This is a genomic window from Legionella cincinnatiensis, assembly GCF_900452415.1.
Lineage (GTDB): Bacteria > Pseudomonadota > Gammaproteobacteria > Legionellales > Legionellaceae > Legionella > Legionella cincinnatiensis.
Genome location: NZ_UGNX01000001.1, coordinates 1968768 through 1987101 on the forward strand (window position 1 = coordinate 1968768; position 18334 = coordinate 1987101).

An 18334-nucleotide genomic window follows, 5' to 3' on the forward strand; every position below is an offset into this window, starting at 1 on the left:
AAGTCTAAAGAACATGGCCTCCATCAACCTCAAAAACTTTACCTGTAATCCAACTTGCTTTTTCGGAAGCAAGAAATAAAGCCATATGAGCAATGTCATTTGGTGTTCCAGGTCTTTGTAAGGGAATATTGCTTAGAAGATAGTTCCATAACTCTGGATTGCTAGTAGCTGTGTCTTCATTCATTCCTGCCTCAATAACACCAGGCGCAATAGTATTTACCCGTATCCCATATTTTGCTAGATCCAGAGCCGCATGTTTCGTCCATTTATTTAATGCTGCTTTTGAAGCGCCATAGCCAATACCTTTGGGCATGGTTATAGTTCCACTGATTGATGAAATATTTATAATACAACCTTTATTTTTCCCACCTATCATGTTCTGAGCGCAAAGTTGGGTTAAATAGAGTGGAGAAATACAATTGATCTGGAAAACTTGTTGCATTTTTTCTGGAAGTAGTTCAAATATTGTTTCACGAGAGGATATGCCGGCATTATTCACTAATATGTCTACAGATTCTAAATAATTAATTGCTTGTTCAGCAAAAATTGGAACTTGATTTATATCCGAAAAATCCGCATAAAATGCTTGAGCATTTCCTCCTATTTTTTTGATAGATTGAATGGTTTGCTCAGCGCCTGAAGCGTCACTATGATAACTAATGACTACATCTGCTCCTTGTTCAGCAAAAGCTATAGCTATTCTTTGACCTATGCTGCGGTTTGCTCCCGTAACAATAACTTTTTTCTTTTTAAAATTCATAGAGCCCCTCGTGAATAAAGTCGGCTAAATTTTTTATAATTTATGAAATGTACAAGAAATTTAATTACTGCTAAAATGAATTGTAGACTAATAATTTAATAAAAAATGGAATTTTTATGCGTTTTATTTCGTATGTTTTATTCATTTTCCTGAGTATTTCAACCGTTCATGCTGAAATCAAAATTGGAACTATTCATTATTATCCTCCCTTTATTATTAATAAATACCAGGGATTCGATATTGAATTAATGAATTACCTTTGCAAAAAAATAAAAACCAAATGCTCATTTGTGCAAATGAAGGACACAGAATTATTTAAAGCTTTAGAAAATCGAAAGGTTAATCTTGTAGTAGCAGGTATAATGATCCCTCCTCATAGTAAGGGAAACTTTATATTTAGCTTACCCTATTTGTCTGTGCGCGCTGTTTTTATTGTACCCAATCAAAGTAGTCTGCAACAGGAAGAAGATCTCCATGGAAAGAAAGTGGGAGCCGCAAATGATCTCAATGGAGAAGTTTTTGTTGATTATTTACAAACCAATTTTCATAATCAATTACAAGTTAAAAAATACGACTCTGCTGATGCTTTGATTAATGACTTAGAGAATGGTTCTTTATCTGCTGCCTTTGTTCGTGAATTCTACGCAAATTATTGGCAAAATAATGGTCTAGCCAACATTAGGGTACTAGGTCAGCCCCGGGCGGTTGGAAACGGAATGGCTATTGTAGCTTTACCTGAAGAACGGCCATTAATTGATAAGATCAACAAAGAACTGCAAACCATTGAAAATAATGGCGACTATCTAAAATTATATAAAACCTATTTTGGTGATAAATATTAGTGCATTTTTATAACTATAAAACAAATTCCATACATTGTATTATGGAAAATATTTTGCCATGGAATCAACTGACTCTAATTCAATATTTTGCTAATATATACAAATAGTATTTTGTTTGATCAAAAATATAGTTTGGAGTTTCAAAATGTCCGAAAAAATACGAAAGGGTTTTAGTAAATCGATAGACTGGAATGTAACTACTGATAAAAAAAGAACAAACACACTCAGCGAAAATACAAAAACAATCGCTAAAGAATTGGATAAAAACCCTATCCCCAATAGCAATGAATTAAATCCAGACAAAAAGCAGCAATAAATATTCTTAGTCATATAAGACTTGCTTTTTATTTATAAAAATTTATTATTGCTGTAACTGCATTTTAGAAAAGGAATTGGCCATGATGTTTTTTAAAAGGTTTGTCACTCCTAATAACCTCAGCAAAGTGATTAAAAATCCCCCTGCTCCTCCCTCTTTTTTTAAACAAATGGATTGGTCTTTAGTTAAAAAAAGCGAAGGACAACAACTAAGCAAATCTGTCCAAACTATTGTGAAGGAACTCGAAAATACTTCAGCATCTGATGCTCCAGGTCCTCTGTTAAAAAACTAAGAAACCTTCCTTGGTTATTCTTCTTACAATATCGTACAGAAACTTTGGGAGTTTTTAGAGGCTAAAGTGTCTAACGCTTCAAAATGTTCAGGGGCAGTTGAACATAGCTCCTCAAAGTGTTCTTTATCCAAAACGTTAAGTTCACTCTCTTGAACAACAGCCACTATGTTTTTCTCTAAATCATTAATTGCTGTTGATTTAATATCGGGCCGAACAAAAGCAATCTTAGCAGAACCAAATTTGTTTGTATCAATTACTCTTTTAATACTGGCAGTCACTGAAAGATCTGCATTCTCATAGAGTTCTTGGATATTAGTAGCCTTACTATTGAGCTGGCTTTGATTAATGAAATCTATGTATTGCAATAAATTGACTATATAGATTGTATTAGTCTCACAATCCACGACAACGGCAGGTTTATTATCCTCAAACGCTTGTTCTTGATTTTGTTCTTTGTTGAATTTTTTCTCAATGGCTAACTCGTTATTTACAACACTAATAATAACCTTTTTGGACTGGTTTTCTTGGATAACTTGTGGGAAGCGCTCACTAACACTTCGATATGAATTTAATACATACTCTGGGGGAGTCACAAAATCATTATTTTCAATTCCTCTTTTGATAACACCTTCAACTGCTTTTTCGGGTTTTCTTGTTGAAACCGTTATTAAATAAGTTCCATCTTTTTTTAAGCCTATGTCAAGCCAAGTGGGCCAAATATTGCACATCTCTTTGAAAACATTAGGAACCTTTTTATTTTGATCCATGCGGCGAGATAAGAATTCTCCACTCATGTTATAAGTCACAACAGCTTCTTCATGTGTTAATGTACCAATATGTTTTTTATGAGTACCCTTAACACAATCATCGTCATAATAAATGGTTCGTTTTCTATCAACAGTAAGAAGTGCAAGCTCATCTAATGCATATCCTGTTTGTTGTTGTAACTGCAACGCAAAACTTTCTGTTGTAATCGATTTACCACTTCCAGGACCACCTGCCATCAATACTGTAAAACGATCCGGATAATTTTTTAAAGGTTTCTCAGGGGAGCCAATAAAAGTATTTGCATCAATTGCCGATACTAATGGCAATGCTTCAAGTTTACCTTTTCCAATAAGTGACTCAATTTTGTCTTCTGTAATAGTAAACAATGTAGTATCCACTTCTTGTTTAAGCAATGCATCTGCTACGCGCCTTACAGCTAACTCCGTTAGTTCAGAGTCGGATAAAGTAATAACCTCTTTTTCTCTTCGTTTTAAAAGTTCTGCTTTAGCTTGGTTAAAATAATGATGTATCAGTGGATGCTCCTCTCTTGTAGCGCTATTGCTTACAATGGAAGAAACCCAATTAAAATATTTTTCACGCTGCATCAACATGTTTAATACAGGAAGAGCTGGAATGACATGTTGCGCATGGAATTCCCGCACAAATTGGCCAAAATCATTATTTTTAGGGGGAGTTTTTACTAATAGTGGAATTAAAGCCCCTGTGATTTGCAAGGATCGTCGTTCAGTTTCAAAAACCATCAAATTACCGATGGATGCGCCATTATGGCCTTGATAACGTCCAAACCCCTTCATCATCTGGGTTAGTTCTTCTTGTTTCTGGACTGAATTTTTTACTGCTGTAAATTCAACGGTATTATCTTGAAATATATCTGGAAATGATTTTTTGCCCGATAAAAGCACTGATTCAATGGAACAAGAGCTTTCATTGAACTTCTTCCAATTGTAATCCGAATAAAACCGAACAATCTTTGTATTGCCCCCTAAATATAAGTTTCTTGATAATTTTGATAATGTATTTAATTTAGTAAACATAATAAATTTCTCCCCAATTAGTGGCTACATCATACAAAAAATATCTTAATTAAATATTAAGCAGTAAGATCACTTATTTACTCAGATGATTTTTACATGCATACACCAGTGGTATTTATGATTGCTATAATTAAAAGAATTAACTGGGGTGAGGTGTAACATCCCATGCTAACACAATGAAGGTTATTTAACCGTTAGAGAATCGTGATAATAGAGGAGTCACTATGAAAAATCCTTATGGTTCTAAAGAATACAATGCTTTGTTCCAAGAGAATGAATCAGAAATAGCCGACCCACAAGGTCGTCTTATATATGATAAAGGAATATCATGTCACGTGTTTGCCATAGCAAGCCCAATTCATTGGGCCACCTGTAAGGAACTGAATAACCAATATAGTGAAATTGGGATGCAAAAAGAGCTGGAACGTGCAATGAACGATACCCAGCCTCCTATTGGTGAGGAACTGAAACAAGAGCGGCAAACAAACATGGACGATATTCTCCAACTTCGAAATAATCAAGAAACCTGTTTGCACGTTGAAAAAATGTACCTCTGCGGTGGGTTTCGCGAAGGTAAATCTTGTCCTGAACACATGTGGCTAGAGGATGTTACAAACAATATGTCTCTAGATACCTTTATAAATCGGAACGGGATTGCATTGAGAAATTGCACTGGCGAAGCTAATCAAGGGTTTCAACCTGGATGCGAAGGCCATCAGTTCGAGGCTAACGACATCATGCGTGTGAAAGTTCCAGGGTATACCTATGGACAGCTAGTAGCAATAGCTGCTGGATCGGAAAGAAGAGATGCTTTAACCAATCAAGGGATGCCAAAATTTCCCCCTGCTATTGCTGATACACCACAAGTTCTAACAGCCATCGCTGCTGTCAATCGAGCCAGAGAGGCACTCAATCTAGGAGGAGATAGAAACGCAGCACGTAATGCCGCATATGTGCATCCAGATTGGATATTTGCAATAAAAAACATGAATAGCCAGTTGACTGATTTGGGCTTTACTCCGGCAACAATACAACATTTAATCGACCATAATCAAGCTGCAGCAGATGATCACGAGAAATTTTACCAGGCCACATTAAAATCAATCGAAAGGTTCACTCCACATGTCAAAAATGCCCAAGATTTAATAGATCAGATTGGTCAACTGGATATAGGTGGATTAAAAGACACGGCAATGAATCAATTGCAAGCAATCAAGAATGACATTTTGCAAAACTCTAGTTCACCACAAGATTTATCCGATAAATGGGGCGTGTTCGCTGGTGATTTAAAGGATAAATTACAGTTATATCAGAACTATCAAAAAGTAAGACAAGAACTGGCCGCTTGCAAATTTGGTAATAATGATGCCCGCATCGACAAACTTTTAGCTGATTCTGCCTTGAAAATAGGACAGCAGGACATGACAACGGTACAAATCAAGGAAGTCATTGATCGTCTGAATTTACAAACACAAACATTAAAAAATTCACCCCTTGAATCACTTAGAGCGCTTATAGATCTCGGAAAAAGTAGTCCTAGCCGTCAAGAATGGGCCAAAAATGTTGAAGATGCTATGGCAAAATTATCCCTTGCAGACCGAGTCGATTTTCCAACCAACCAAAGTAATGACGTAAAAGCAGCGCTCTTGGTTTTAACGCAGGAAAACAAGGAACATGCAATGGGCCTGTTGAACAACCCACAGATGTTCACCGAGAAAATAAATAAAGCAATTCAAAATTTGAATAAAGAGCTCCACCCCGAGCCTGAAGAAGTTGAGCAAAGTACTATGCGATTTAATTACTGACGATAACTGACATTAAACGAGCTAATTTATTTGGATAATATTTTACCATTTGATATTAGCTTTTTTCATCTTTTTTCGACTTCATCTGTTGATGATTATATCAATGGATTTTGATAAAGTTGTAAATAACGAGTCGCTAAATGATATGAAGCGTAATCAGTAATATGTCCGGAATCACGAAACATAGGTATGCCATTAATATCTGCACTACATTGACCTTTGAGGCATTGAGCCTGTTTAGGATCAATAATTATTAATTGTGTATATTTTCTTTTAAGACGTGCAAATAAATCATCCTGCCAATTTGGTTGCATCGAAAAATTACATTCTTTGGATTTGTATTTTCTTCTTAGTTTAATATGATCAAAAAAACAATTATAAGAATTATTGATTACAATTGTTTTGAGTAAAACTGGTGTAGCGCCAGAAGTAATAATAATTTGCAAAGCATCATCCAATGCTTTTTCGATTCGTTTTTTTGTCAACTCTACAGATTCATTGGTAATGAGTTTGCCGCCTAGATAACCATCCCAATTTTGACCTAAGATCACAAAATCATAATGATTGTTCTTGATCATATTATAATAGCGTTTGATTTGTTGGTGGCATGCAGTATAAACTTCCTTATTCCAATCATATTGCTCAACTCCAGGTAAGGAGAGACAAGCAGCAGTTGCATGAGCCAGAATAGAGGCATTCGCTTTTTTTGCAAGAGCATCCATAAATCCCCACAAATGATTCGCATGAGAATCACCAAACATAAAACCAGTTCTTGTATTGGAACTTTTTGCCCCAAGGATACAGTTAGTATTGATTTCAACGCTTTTATCCTGAAGGCATAAGGGTCTGAGTGGATATGAATATTGTTTTAGCTGCTGATCAATTTGGGCCATTTCGTTAAAACGTTTGGGATATCCCTCATGTTTTTTGATCGCATAATCGCCTAAATGAATTAAAACACTAGGAAGTATACATAAATAAATTAGGCTATAACCGAGCCTAATAGTGTGAAATTGGCGTGTTGGTTTCTCAATAAATCGCCAAGAAAAATAAGCAATAATAAGGGTTAAAATACATGCATACATTAAAACAAGAGGTGTCTCTTCAATTTTTAAATAACGAATAATCACGAATATTGGCCAGTGCCAAATATATAATGAATAAGAAAGCAAGCCGATAAACACCACTGGTTTTAGGGAAAGCAATCGGGTTAAAAATGTCTGAGGATAATTTGTCCCTGAAATGATAAGTATGCTTGTTGCACAACATAAAACAACAGCATACCAATTTGGAAAGCCTATCTGAATATGCGCCTGCATTGCTATATAAAATATGCTTATAACCGCAGCGATATTTAGACTTTCTAGCAAATACCTATTCAATGAAAATTGATTTTGCCTAAATACGATACATGAACCCATTAAGAATTCAAAAATGCGACTCAACAGTTGGTAGTAGTTTTTTGTCGGCTCTTTTGTGGACAAAAATAACGCTAAAATTAAAAAAAATACTGTGAGCAAATAAGTTATTTTTGCAATATGCTTTTTGTTAACAATTCGATAAACACCATAGATCATTACAGGTAGAATCAAATAACATTGCCATTCTATTGATAATGACCAGGTATGTAATAAAGGTAATTGATTCGCATTTGGGGAAAAATAACCTTTTGTTGCTTTTTCAAAAAACATATTTGAAAGAAACAATGAGGTTTTTCGAGCACTTTTGGAATATTGGATTAAATCTTCAGGCAAATAAAAAAACAAGGAAAGCAAAAGAGTGCTTACTATCAAGCAAATAAATATAGGTTGTAGTCGCCATAATCTTCGATTATAAAAATCAATGAACGAAAACCGATCATTTTGCAAAGAGCTATAAATAATACTGGTGATTAAAAATCCAGAAATAACAAAAAAAATATCCACCCCAATAAAGCCAGAAGGAAATAACCTAAATCCTGCATGAAAAAAAATAACTAACAAAACAGCAACAGCTCTTAAGCCATCAATATCTGGCCGGTACTTCATTGTATGTATATCCACTCGCTATTACATTGTTCTTTTGATTTCTGGGATTTCCTCACGGTTATTGTCCAATCAGGGCCTGATCCGATGTGATGAATTTTAGCAAAACTACCTTGATTTGTTGCTATGGCCAAAGAAAGCAAGCTATTTAAATAAAGTAAATCTTTACCTTTTGGAGTCTCACCAAATGTCTTTTGGTACCACAATAAACCTACAAATTCGTTATGATTTTTTTTGTAGATTCTCACTCTGTAGCATTTGTTAGGCTCAAAACCATATTTTTCAAGTAGTTCCTTATTAATATTAGTCCAGAGGTTTCCATATTGAGGATCAAGAATTACTATTGTACCTTGCAATCTACCATTTTCGATAGAAGGCTTTTGATAAGGAATTTTTACAATAGGTTCATTAAGTTTAGGACCAACCTCTTCAAAAGAAATTTTACCAGAAGCTAATTTTGCAGCAGTATAACCATATACATCTCTACCAAAAAAAGTATATGAAGAACCGGAACCTTCTAAACGATTCTTGGTTTCATCTATCTCCCGTACTTCTTTAATTCCAAATTTTTCCTCAATAAGAGTTAAGGTTCCATTGTCAGGGGTTACAAAATATTGCCCATTATTTGTTAAGGCAACTATAGAACGACGCTTGGTTCCAACTCCAGGATCAACTACGCTTATAAATACAGTATTTTTTGGCCAATATGGAGCAGTTTGATAGAGCCGATATGATGCGTCCCAAATATTATAAGCGGGTATTTCATGAGTTAAGTCCGAAATAATAAGGGAGGGATCGACAGTGAACATAACCCCTTTTACCTCACTTACAGCTCCATCCTTAATACCAAAATCACTTTGAAATACTATAATACCTGAGTGAGCCCCCTTGGCTAATAAACAAAGGAAAAAAACCAGTGAAAAGTTATTTAATTTATAGAATATACTTTTTATTCTTACCATTAATGAGTTCATTTATTTTTAGAATTATCTATGATAAACATCTGATAGATTATGTCTATACCTAATACCCTTTTATTTCAATATTATTTAAGGCATGTCTCTGATAATCTAATCAATAAAAAGTGTTTTTTAATCTTCTTCATCAATTTGCACATTAAAAGTAGTAGATGCCTTGCCACATTTATTAGTAACATTAACAAGGACATCGAAATTATCTCTGCCATCAGCTTTAATTTTTATTCTGCCATTATTTGAATCAATAGTGACTTGATTTACTTTATTGTGAGGATGTGCTTTTACAGAATAAATTAAATTTTCTCCTTGAAACGCTTGGCTTGTTGGAATGTCTGCTGTATTAAAGGCAACAATCTCCCAATTCTCGATTGGAATGATGACTTGAGGTTTGCACGATTTAGTATCATGACTTGCAAATACCATTGATGAAATTAAACTTATCAATATGCTCAATAGTGATTTAAACATTCTATCTCTCAAGTATATAATGCATGTAAAACATTGTGCTTTAAAGAGCACTCTTATAAAAGAGTGTTCTTGTAAAAGTCTATTTGTTATTTAAAGCATCTAAGCGCGAAACAGAAGGATCTAATCTATCCAATGCTTGAAAAGGAAGCATCCAGCCAGGATACTCAGGTGGTAAGGCACTAACCTCGTTTAACTGTTTTATTTCCTCTGAAGATAATTTTAGACTTACTGCGGCAAGATTATCTTGCAACTGATCAATGCGCTTAGCACCAATAATCACAGAAGTTACAGTCGGTCTTGTGAGCAACCAAGCTAAGGATACACGAGCAGCACTGCAATTATGATGCCGTGCAATAGGCTCGATCACCTCGAGAACTCTCCAAACCCTCTCCTTGTCTACAATAGGGAAATCAAAATTGGAACGTCGAGAATCTTCTGGTTTTTGATTATCACGATTAAATTTACCTGAAAGCAAGCCACCAGCTAGAGGGCTCCAAACTAGTAAGCCCATTTTATCAGCTTCCAGTAAGGGAATAATTTCACGCTCCAGATCACGACCAGCAAGAGAATAATATGCTTGTAAGGTATCAAAATGAACAAGATTCTTAAGCTGAGAAACACCTAAGGCTTTTGCAATTTTCCATGCTGGCCAATTGGAACAACCAACATAACGCACTTTTCCTTGTTGTACTAATGTATCTAATGCTCGCAATGTTTCATCTATTGGGGTGATGGGATCATTTCCATGAATTTGATATAAATCAATATAATCTGTATTTAAACGACGAAGGCTTGCATCAGCCGCCTCCATAATATGCTTTCTAGAAGCTCCAATATCATTGTACCCAGGACCAACTCTGCCGTATACTTTGGTTGCAATCACTACATCCTTTCTGGCGATATTAAGATTTTTCAGCGCCTGACCAAGAACACATTCACTTTCACCTTCAGAATAGACATCAGCAGTATCAAAAAAATTGATTCCAGCATCAAAAGATGTCTTTATAATTTCATCAGCACTTGATTGTCCTACTGATCCAATTGCCTCCCAAAAACCTCTACCTCCAAAGGTCATGGTACCTAAGCAAAGACTAGAAACAAGTAATCCAGTATTACCTAATGTTTTGTATTCCATAGAAAATCTCTCTCCAATTTCCATTTAAAAATTAAATAACATGATTATGAGTATAAAGCAAATATAAATCACAACCGGATAACTCGGTGCGTCAAGGATGTTGCCTGCCAAATATGGCAAGTCCTTGGCTGCGAAACCAATGCTCATCATTCTCTAAAAAATATGCTTTAAGACCAGGAATATCATAAATATTTGCATAACCTGTTGTCACAAAATAACGTTTTCCAATGAGGTAAAAATCTTTAACATTTTTAGAAGGACTCACTATAATACGCCCATTAGGAATTATTTTAATCAATTTTTTCATAAATTGTACTATGTCTTTTTCTTTCTCTATGCCGTTTTCTACGCCTAAAAGGTAGGGAATAAATGCAGTATGAAAACTCTGTCTTTCATGAATTATAGAAATTTCATCTATTGTGCCTACATGAAATTGAATTTTTTTATCAAGCTCAAAGCTCTCTTGTGTTTTTATTTGAATGGCTTTTTGAATCAATGCCACCATGTAATGAATATAAGCTCTTCTTAGCGAATTAGGATGCACAATCCAAAATAAAAAATGAATTAATTTCACTCGCGGTATATTAACTAAATCAGGATACCAATACGTAAGCGAGGTAAACAATTCACCAATTGATGCCAGAGGCTTGCCTTGAATATCATATTCCCGATAATGATAATATTTTTTAAATGCTTTCATCCACGCAATTGTTATAGGATCTTTATCGTAAGTAGTCACTGATTTTGCACCAGCTTGGGCCATTAGAAAACTACTGTTCCCATGGCCAGGGATCACTAAAACATTTTTTCCTTCTATATCTGAGCGAATATTGTATCGATATGTTTGATTTCCCATTAAAGCTGATGATAAATAGCGCTCAGCACCCATGGGATATATTTGTACCTCTTTATTATCAGAGAGTCGTGTCACTCGCCTTTCCAAAATCCATTGTTTCTCTTGCTTGCTTAAAATTGTTTCATAAGCGTGCATAATACTTCCTACTTTTATTGTAATTGATTTAACTTTAATGATTTTACTCTCTTTCTGGTAAATAAATTCGATGTGAGAGAGTTTGAGCTAAGTTCTGCTGTAAGCTTTCTTCCCAATATTTGTGAAGGTTTTTCAATAAAGAGGTGAAGGAACCAGGAAAGTATAATTGCAACAGTACTAACTATAATTAAGGAGAATCCAGCATTAAACCCTTTATCTAATAAAATGCGAAGAAACACATAGCCACCAATACAATGAGTAATATACAAAGGATAACTAATATTCGCTAAAAATTTAACTAATGGATTTGTCTTAAAAAAATAAGGAAAAGTATAAGCAAACATAAAGGTTAACAAGGCTAAGGCATAACTCCATACGAGAATCAAACTCTCTGAATAAGGCCCTGCCCACCAAGTAATACAAAATAAAAGAAACAAAAATCCTATTGCAAAATATCCTTGATCAGGTTCAAGCTTATGACAATAAAGATAGTGAAATACCACACCAAGAAACATAAAAATGAGGTATTGAGAAGGCAGAATAAAAATTCTACTCCAGATAAATGTGGTGAAATTACTTATCGCCCATTCAGGAAGCATATATGAGATGTAACAGTTTAAAAGAAAGAAAAATAGAGGTATAAAGAATATTTTTATTGAGTATTGACGAAACCAAAATCCCAATAATGCTACAAGTAAATAAAATTTCATTTCAACTTCTAAAGTCCAAATAATTGAATCTATATTTTTTGATTCAAGTATGTCTCGGATACCTGGAAAATAGTGGATGATTATTTCTTGTGAAGAGTAAGACCAAGAAGTTAAAAAATATTGAGCCCCTAAAAACAGAGCAAGTATCGTGATACTAAATCCAAAAACATAAGTAGGAATAATTCGCAAAAATCGGCTCACTAAAAAACCGAGCATATTTGTTCTTTGTAATGAAAAAGGAATGACAAAACCGCTTATTAGGAAAAATAAACCTACTCCATAAGAGCCCCAATCAAACAAAGAAAATTTATTAAGCCATACTATATAAATAGGTGTGTTACAGTTTTCCGGCGCAAGTAAAGGTACATGAATCAGGTGAGCTATTGTATCTCTTTTGTACCAAAAAGTACTGAAATAATGAGAGACCACAACGATTAGAGCTGCAATCCCGCGCAGTGTATTCACAAATTCAATCTTAGTTTCGGATTGTATGTTTTCTTGCACCTTATCTGCCTAATTTTTTAGATGGACTTCGTGCAAACTATTTAATTCTTTGTTGACCAGAGTTTTAAATTGCTTTGCTTCGAGTTCTTTAGGTTGATTGCCTACGTTATTTATTAACACATTCATATAAGTTTTATAACCTATATTGGTTATTAAATTATTGTAAGCAGGTATATCCAATTTTTGTAATATCTTATTTTCTTTTGGCATCTTTGGTTTTATTCTTGGCTGTGATTTTTTTTCATATGCGTAAGCCATTTCGATGAGTTTTCCTTCGCTGAATTGTGCTCCAATTAACTCCACTCCAATAGGCATTTGGCTGTGATTATATCCAAAATTAATTGTAATTGCGGGCAGGCCGGAATTGGATGAAACAGGCGCAAGCCATGTATTCACTTCATCAGGTTCATAAGTTGCAATACCTATAGTACTTATGGGCATTAATAGAGCATCAAGTTTTTGTTGCTTCATTATTTCTTCAACATATTTTCTATTTTTTGCAAATGTTTTTAATGCTGTTTCATACTTTGGCCCATATTTAATTGGCATTGATGCAAAAAATTGGATGCACTTTTGAGCCTTACCAAAAACTCTTATTCTATTTGAATCACACAAATCTTCGAAATTCTTACGTACGGAAGGATAAGAACCTAGATAACGATCCACATCTTGCCTCATACCTGCCATATTAGAAGAACGATCGGGGTTAAATTCAGATAAATTCACTTCATTAATGATGGTAGCTCCTGATTTTTTCAGGGTGAGTAATGATTGCTTCAATATTTGTAATATGTCATCAGGCATTTCTTTAAAGACATTTCTAGATCCAACTTTGTGTACAACTCCTATACGTTTTCCAATAAGCCCATTTTTATTCAAGTAAACAGTATAAGTTTTTTCTCTCGGAACATTTATGGTTTTCTTATCCTCTGGATTTACTTTTGCAAGAACATCCAAAACATGTGCAAGATCTTGAACTGTTCGAGTTAAAGGCCCGGCTGTACCATCCAAATTACCTGAAGGAAAAATACCGTTTTGACTGATTAAACCCGTACTTGGTCGTAAACCGTAAACCCCATTGAAGGCAGCAGGAATTCTGATGGAACCACTATTATCTGTACCAATTCCAATCACTGTGAAGTTAGCACTGACTGCAGCAGCAGAACCTCCACTTGAACCTCCAGGATTTTTTTCTGTATCATAAACATTCCCAATACGCCCAGTTCTACTGCTGATACCAAACATACCTGCAGCTAACTCATCCATCCCCCCTTTTCCCAAAATAATTGCCCCTGCTTTTCTTAATTGAGTTACTAAAAAAGCATCGTGGCTGGGTTGATTACCTAATAATGCGAGAGATCCAGAACTTGAAGTTGCATCATAAGTATTAATATTGTCCTTTAATACAACAGGAATACAATGCAATGGCCCCATAAATTGTTGTGCCTTTGAATGAATTTTATCAAGTTTCCTTGCTTGATCCATTACATTTTGATTGATTTCTACAAATGCATTAATAGGTGCAACTTTTACTGCACTCAAATTATACTTTTTAATTCGTTCAAGATAGAGATTAATTAATTGTTCACAAGTCAATTGGTGATTTTTTATTGCGGTATGAATCGAGCTAATCGTCGTTTCTTCTAAAAAAAATGAAGGATTTTTAGGAGTAAAATCAACATTATCTGCCTTAGCAACATAAGATAAAAAAAATACTGCTAAAAGAATAAACGGTATCGCCTTATCCATAGCATAAGCCTTTTATTTTCAATAAATTTTGTATGGTTTGTGAGTATAATGCAATTTGATAAACAAACATAAGAAATCTTTCGCTTGCAAAGAATAATGATGTTACATTATGAGTTCTATTATTTTTGGCGGGTTCCACAAGCAAGTTTTTAAAGCAAATTTTACTCATTTAACCATTCAATTTAAGGAAAAATTATGGCTAAAATTCTGTGTGTTCTTTATGATGATCCAATTCATGGTTGCCCAAAAACCTATGCACGTAACGACTTACCTATCATTGAGCAATATCCTGATGGACAAAGTATCCCTACTCCTAGGCATCTTGATTTTAAACCAGGTACTTTATTAGGTTCGGTGTCTGGGGAGCTAGGCCTACGTCAATTTCTTGAGTCTCAAGGACATCAATTTATAGTAACCTCAGATAAAGAAGGCTCAAACTCTGTTTTCGAAAAAGAATTACCTGATGCGGATATCGTTATTTCGCAACCCTTTTGGCCTGCCTACTTAACTTCTGAACGAATCGCTAAAGCTAAAAAGTTAAAGTTAGTGATTACTGCAGGAATTGGTTCTGATCATGTGGATTTACAAGCTGCGATAGAAAATAATATTACCGTTGCCGAAGTTACCTATTCAAACAGTATCAGCGTGGCGGAACATGTGGTGATGATGATTCTCGCATTAGTACGTAATTATTTACCCTCCCATCATTGGGTGGTACAAAAAGGTTGGAATATTGCTGATTGTATCGAGCGCTCTTATGATCTTGAGGGTATGGCAGTGGGTTCAGTTGCATGTGGGCGTATTGGTTTAGCAGTCATGAAACGCTTAAAACCTTTTGACGTCAAATTACATTATACAGATCGCCATCGTTTACCCGAAAAAACTGAAAAAGAGTTAGGCTTAATTTTTCATGAGAATGTTGAATCATTGGTACAAGTATGTGATGTAATTACCATTAATTGTCCGTTAACTCCTGAAACAGAAAACCTGTTTGATGAAAAACTGCTTCGTAAAATGAAACGCGGCACTTATCTTATCAATACAGCACGAGGTAAAATTTGCAATCAAGAGGCAATTGTAAATGCTTGTGAAAATGGTCAACTAGCTGGCTATGCGGGTGATGTTTGGTTTCCACAACCAGCCCCTAAAGATCATCCTTGGAGAACTATGCCTCATCATGGCATGACACCACATATTTCCGGCACATCATTATCCGCACAAGCACGTTATGCAGCAGGAACTCGAGAAATTTTGGAATGTTGGTTTGACGGCCGTCCTATCCGCGATGTTTATTTGATTGTTAATAAAGGCGCACTTGCAGGTACTGGTGCACATTCTTACACCACAGGAAATGCAACCGTCGGAGCTGAAGAAGCTTAGCTTGTATATATGATTCATAATGAATGTTGTTAGGAACAACATTCATTGTTTATTACCCCGGGTAAGCATTTTTAATAGTGTGATCTATTCATAGAATATAACCGTGGATTTGCTACCATTTCTGAACTTTCAACATTAAGAAATCCTAATTGTGCAAGAACTGAAACTTGGTCCCCATTTGGAACTTACATTTCATAAAGGTGCTATTGTTATTGATTCTTATCATCATATAAAAATCAATTTGACCTAAAATTAATTATAAAACGTATATACTTATAGAAAAATAATACTAAAAAATAAAAAAAGGCTAAAAAGCATTATGATTCATCACATCAAAGTGAGTATTTATTTATGCATTATTACCTTATTTGTGGTTTTATTAAGCCTTGTTGGGGTTACTATTATTAGTATTAATTACATCGGATTAAATAAAATCCTTAGTTCCAGTGCTCATAGCTCAATTGAACAAACCTCTGAAATAATTAAATATCATATTTCGGACTATTTACTTCCCCTAAATCACGATCTTATCCAAATCCAATACATGCTAACCCATGGTATCATTGATGATCGAAATGAATTTGAATCCTTTATTTTTAACACCGTTCGCAAAAATCCGGGAATTTCAGCGGCTTATTATGCAACATTAAATGGAGATGTTTATGGAGTTGATCGCCAAGACCCAGGGATTATTGCAGTGGATATTATTACTAATTCAATAAAACCTCCTTATAAAACCCGTTATGAATACGATGACCAAGGACATTTTCTAAAAAAGACGACACTAAGCATAAACTACGATCCTAGAACCCGTCTGTGGTATCAAGAAGCAGTTAAAGCGAAGAAACTAATCTGGACTAATATCTACAAATTTCACTCATTTACTAAAAACACTGATTTTACCTATGGTATTACTGCAACAATCCCTATTTATGGTGAGCAGCACAAGCTAGAGGGCGTACTGGGAATGGACATAGCAGTTAATAGCATGCAAAAATTCATTAATAAATTGCAAGTTACACCAAACTCAATTATTTATATAACCAATGAAAAAAATCAAATTATAGCTTATAGAAATCCAAAGCAGCTATTAGATATTCGTGGCCAAAGGTTAACCCCCAAGGATCTTCGATTTAAAATCCCGATCCCACTTTCTAAGCTGGACATGGACAGCCAGAAAACTCCAGTGACATTCTACGAATATAATAAACAGCAATTCTTTTTAGTGAATCAACCTATTTTTAACGCAAATTCAGAAAAAATTTGGCATATTACGATTATTGTTCCTGCAAGTGATGTTTTAGCACCACTTAGAAACCTAAGTCTTAGAATACTATTTTTGACTGTTTTTATTCTTATTCTAGGTGTTCTGATTGCTCGTCTTGTTTCGCAAAAAATATCACGTCCAATTATTAAACTGTCAAAAGAAGCTCAAGAAATTACACAATTAAATCTTTATCCCAAACCCTTACTTAAAACGATGATCAAAGAAATCAGCTACATGGATAAAAGTCTTTCAAATATGCGCTCGAGTCTTGCTTCATTTCAACGTTATGTTCCAAGTTCATTAGTAAAAAAATTATTACATAGTGGAAAAATTGCTAAAGTGGGTGGGGAATACCAAAACATCACTATTCTATTTTCTGATATTAAAGATTTCACTAAACTCGCTGAAGCCACACCTCCCAAACAGTTAATGAATTATCTCTCTGGATATTTTCAATTGATGACAGATGCAGTTCTGATTCATCAGGGAATATTAGATAAATACATAGGCGATGCGATTATGGCGCTTTGGAATACCCCCTTGCCTGATGAACTTCATATTCTTCATGCATGTCAAACTGCGGTTAGTATGATAGAACAAGTTAAGCAGTTTAATGCCAAAACTCAAAATCGTGATCTCCCCGAGCTTATTTTGAGAATTGGAATTCATTCAGGAGAAGCTATTGTGGGGAATGTTGGCTCAGAAGAACGACTTAGTTTTACAGCTTTAGGAGATTCAGTGAATTTAACAAGCCGTCTTGAAGCAATTAATAAAGCCTATAATACTCAGATTATTGTCAGTAAATCCATTTTCGAAGAAGCTAAAAGCCACTTTTCTTTTCGTATGCTTGATGAAGTGGCTGTTCGTGGAAAACGAGAAAGCACTACCATTTATGAGCTCATTACTGCCCCAAATATTCAACACCTAAAACAACATAGAGTGGAATTCGAACAGGCCTTTTATCATTATCAAAAAGGCAATTGGGACGAAAGTTTTAAGTTATTTGAAAAACTTACTCCAGCCTATCCAGGCGATCAGTTAGCGGCACTTTATATTAAGCGATGTCGCATATTAATAAAAAAGCCACCCGAATTTTGGGATGGGATATGGCGTAATGAAAAAGAATTCTAATTTTTTTAAATCAAAGTACATTTAACGTCACTAAGATTGTTTGAGGGATCTCCCGCATTTTTGATCTGTTTAAAAAAACTCATCTAAATTAGAAAAAATCTATTGAATTCAATCCTATTTTCACCAAAATCATCTATACTATTCTATGATTTAACTCACT

Annotated in this window: 15 protein-coding genes; 6 read left to right on the plus strand and 9 right to left on the minus strand. The window is 34.7% G+C overall.

Annotated elements, in window-relative coordinates; translation table 11 throughout:
* Nucleotides 1–4: 4 nt before the first annotated feature.
* Entirely contained in the window at nt 5–760 is a 756-nt protein-coding gene (locus DYH34_RS08765) for an SDR family NAD(P)-dependent oxidoreductase (protein WP_058463270.1), read from the minus strand.
* Between the two features lie 116 nt (nt 761–876).
* Between DYH34_RS08765 and DYH34_RS08770 the strand changes: the two genes are divergently transcribed.
* The 3 genes from DYH34_RS08770 (at nt 877) to DYH34_RS08775 (ending at nt 2210) form a co-directional block, all read left to right on the plus strand.
* A complete protein-coding gene (locus tag DYH34_RS08770) occupies nt 877–1602 on the plus strand; it encodes a transporter substrate-binding domain-containing protein (RefSeq protein WP_058463271.1) in 726 nt (241 codons plus the stop codon).
* 145 nt (nt 1603–1747) lie between these two features.
* On the plus strand, nt 1748–1918 hold the full coding sequence (locus DYH34_RS18040; protein ID WP_165481791.1) for a hypothetical protein: 171 nt from the start codon (nt 1748–1750) through the stop codon (nt 1916–1918).
* An 82-nt stretch (nt 1919–2000) separates the two neighbouring features.
* Complete coding sequence (locus DYH34_RS08775) at nt 2001–2210, plus strand: hypothetical protein (protein ID WP_058463272.1); 210 nt, start codon at nt 2001–2003, stop codon at nt 2208–2210.
* Between the two features lie 23 nt (nt 2211–2233).
* Here DYH34_RS08775 and DYH34_RS08780 read toward each other — a convergent pair whose 3' ends face one another.
* Complete coding sequence (locus tag DYH34_RS08780) at nt 2234–4033, minus strand: hypothetical protein (RefSeq protein WP_058463273.1); 1800 nt, start codon at nt 4031–4033, stop codon at nt 2234–2236.
* Between the two features lie 224 nt (nt 4034–4257).
* Between DYH34_RS08780 and DYH34_RS08785 the strand changes: the two genes are divergently transcribed.
* Nucleotides 4258–5838, plus strand: a complete 1581-nt coding sequence (locus DYH34_RS08785; RefSeq protein ID WP_058463274.1) for a hypothetical protein — start codon at nt 4258–4260, stop codon at nt 5836–5838.
* Between the two features lie 95 nt (nt 5839–5933).
* Here the strand turns inward: DYH34_RS08785 and DYH34_RS08790 are convergent, their stop codons facing one another.
* From DYH34_RS08790 to DYH34_RS08820, 7 genes are all read right to left on the minus strand, one after another.
* Complete coding sequence (locus DYH34_RS08790) at nt 5934–7865, minus strand: acyltransferase family protein (protein WP_058463275.1); 1932 nt, start codon at nt 7863–7865, stop codon at nt 5934–5936.
* Nucleotides 7862–8824, minus strand: a complete 963-nt coding sequence (locus DYH34_RS08795) for an SAM hydrolase/SAM-dependent halogenase family protein (RefSeq protein ID WP_083502687.1) — start codon at nt 8822–8824, stop codon at nt 7862–7864. The genes DYH34_RS08790 and DYH34_RS08795 overlap by 4 nt, the downstream gene beginning before the upstream one ends.
* Before the next feature lie 129 nt (nt 8825–8953).
* Nucleotides 8954–9307, minus strand: a complete 354-nt coding sequence (locus DYH34_RS08800) for a hypothetical protein (RefSeq protein WP_058463276.1) — start codon at nt 9305–9307, stop codon at nt 8954–8956.
* A 79-nt stretch (nt 9308–9386) separates the two neighbouring features.
* Nucleotides 9387–10442: an aldo/keto reductase gene (locus tag DYH34_RS08805; RefSeq protein ID WP_058463277.1), complete on the minus strand. Its 1056-nt coding sequence runs from the start codon at nt 10440–10442 to the stop codon at nt 9387–9389.
* Between the two features lie 91 nt (nt 10443–10533).
* On the minus strand, nt 10534–11433 hold the full coding sequence (locus tag DYH34_RS08810; RefSeq protein ID WP_058463278.1) for a hypothetical protein: 900 nt from the start codon (nt 11431–11433) through the stop codon (nt 10534–10536).
* A gap of 14 nt (nt 11434–11447) precedes the next feature.
* Nucleotides 11448–12608: an acyltransferase family protein gene (locus tag DYH34_RS08815; RefSeq protein ID WP_238589404.1), complete on the minus strand. Its 1161-nt coding sequence runs from the start codon at nt 12606–12608 to the stop codon at nt 11448–11450.
* Nucleotides 12609–12656: 48 nt separating this feature from the next.
* Nucleotides 12657–14396, minus strand: coding sequence for an amidase family protein (locus DYH34_RS08820; RefSeq protein ID WP_058463280.1), 1740 nt, complete (start codon nt 14394–14396; stop codon nt 12657–12659).
* Nucleotides 14397–14591: 195 nt separating this feature from the next.
* Here DYH34_RS08820 and DYH34_RS08825 point away from each other — a divergent pair, with 195 nt between their 5' ends.
* The gene (locus tag DYH34_RS08825; protein WP_058463281.1) at nt 14592–15776 is read left to right on the plus strand and encodes an NAD-dependent formate dehydrogenase; all 1185 of its coding nucleotides are present in this window, start codon (nt 14592–14594) and stop codon (nt 15774–15776) included.
* A gap of 319 nt (nt 15777–16095) precedes the next feature.
* Nucleotides 16096–18174: an adenylate/guanylate cyclase domain-containing protein gene (locus tag DYH34_RS08830; RefSeq protein WP_058463282.1), complete on the plus strand. Its 2079-nt coding sequence runs from the start codon at nt 16096–16098 to the stop codon at nt 18172–18174.
* Nucleotides 18175–18334 lie beyond the last annotated feature (160 nt).

Bases quoted from the DNA above. Each gene is read 5' to 3' on its own strand.
- DYH34_RS08765 (WP_058463270.1), bottom strand. From the start codon at position 760: ATGAATTTTAAAAAGAAAAAAGTTATTGTTACGGGAGCAAACCGCAGC.
- DYH34_RS08770 (WP_058463271.1), top strand. From the start codon at position 877: ATGCGTTTTATTTCGTATGTTTTATTCATTTTCCTGAGTATTTCAACC.
- DYH34_RS18040 (WP_165481791.1), top strand. From the start codon at position 1,748: ATGTCCGAAAAAATACGAAAGGGTTTTAGTAAATCGATAGACTGGAAT.
- DYH34_RS08775 (WP_058463272.1), top strand. From the start codon at position 2,001: ATGATGTTTTTTAAAAGGTTTGTCACTCCTAATAACCTCAGCAAAGTG.
- DYH34_RS08780 (WP_058463273.1), bottom strand. From the start codon at position 4,033: ATGTTTACTAAATTAAATACATTATCAAAATTATCAAGAAACTTATAT.
- DYH34_RS08785 (WP_058463274.1), top strand. From the start codon at position 4,258: ATGAAAAATCCTTATGGTTCTAAAGAATACAATGCTTTGTTCCAAGAG.
- DYH34_RS08790 (WP_058463275.1), bottom strand. From the start codon at position 7,865: ATGAAGTACCGGCCAGATATTGATGGCTTAAGAGCTGTTGCTGTTTTG.
- DYH34_RS08795 (WP_083502687.1), bottom strand. From the start codon at position 8,824: ATGGTAAGAATAAAAAGTATATTCTATAAATTAAATAACTTTTCACTG.
- DYH34_RS08800 (WP_058463276.1), bottom strand. From the start codon at position 9,307: ATGTTTAAATCACTATTGAGCATATTGATAAGTTTAATTTCATCAATG.
- DYH34_RS08805 (WP_058463277.1), bottom strand. From the start codon at position 10,442: ATGGAATACAAAACATTAGGTAATACTGGATTACTTGTTTCTAGTCTT.
- DYH34_RS08810 (WP_058463278.1), bottom strand. From the start codon at position 11,433: ATGCACGCTTATGAAACAATTTTAAGCAAGCAAGAGAAACAATGGATT.
- DYH34_RS08820 (WP_058463280.1), bottom strand. From the start codon at position 14,396: ATGGATAAGGCGATACCGTTTATTCTTTTAGCAGTATTTTTTTTATCT.
- DYH34_RS08825 (WP_058463281.1), top strand. From the start codon at position 14,592: ATGGCTAAAATTCTGTGTGTTCTTTATGATGATCCAATTCATGGTTGC.
- DYH34_RS08830 (WP_058463282.1), top strand. From the start codon at position 16,096: ATGATTCATCACATCAAAGTGAGTATTTATTTATGCATTATTACCTTA.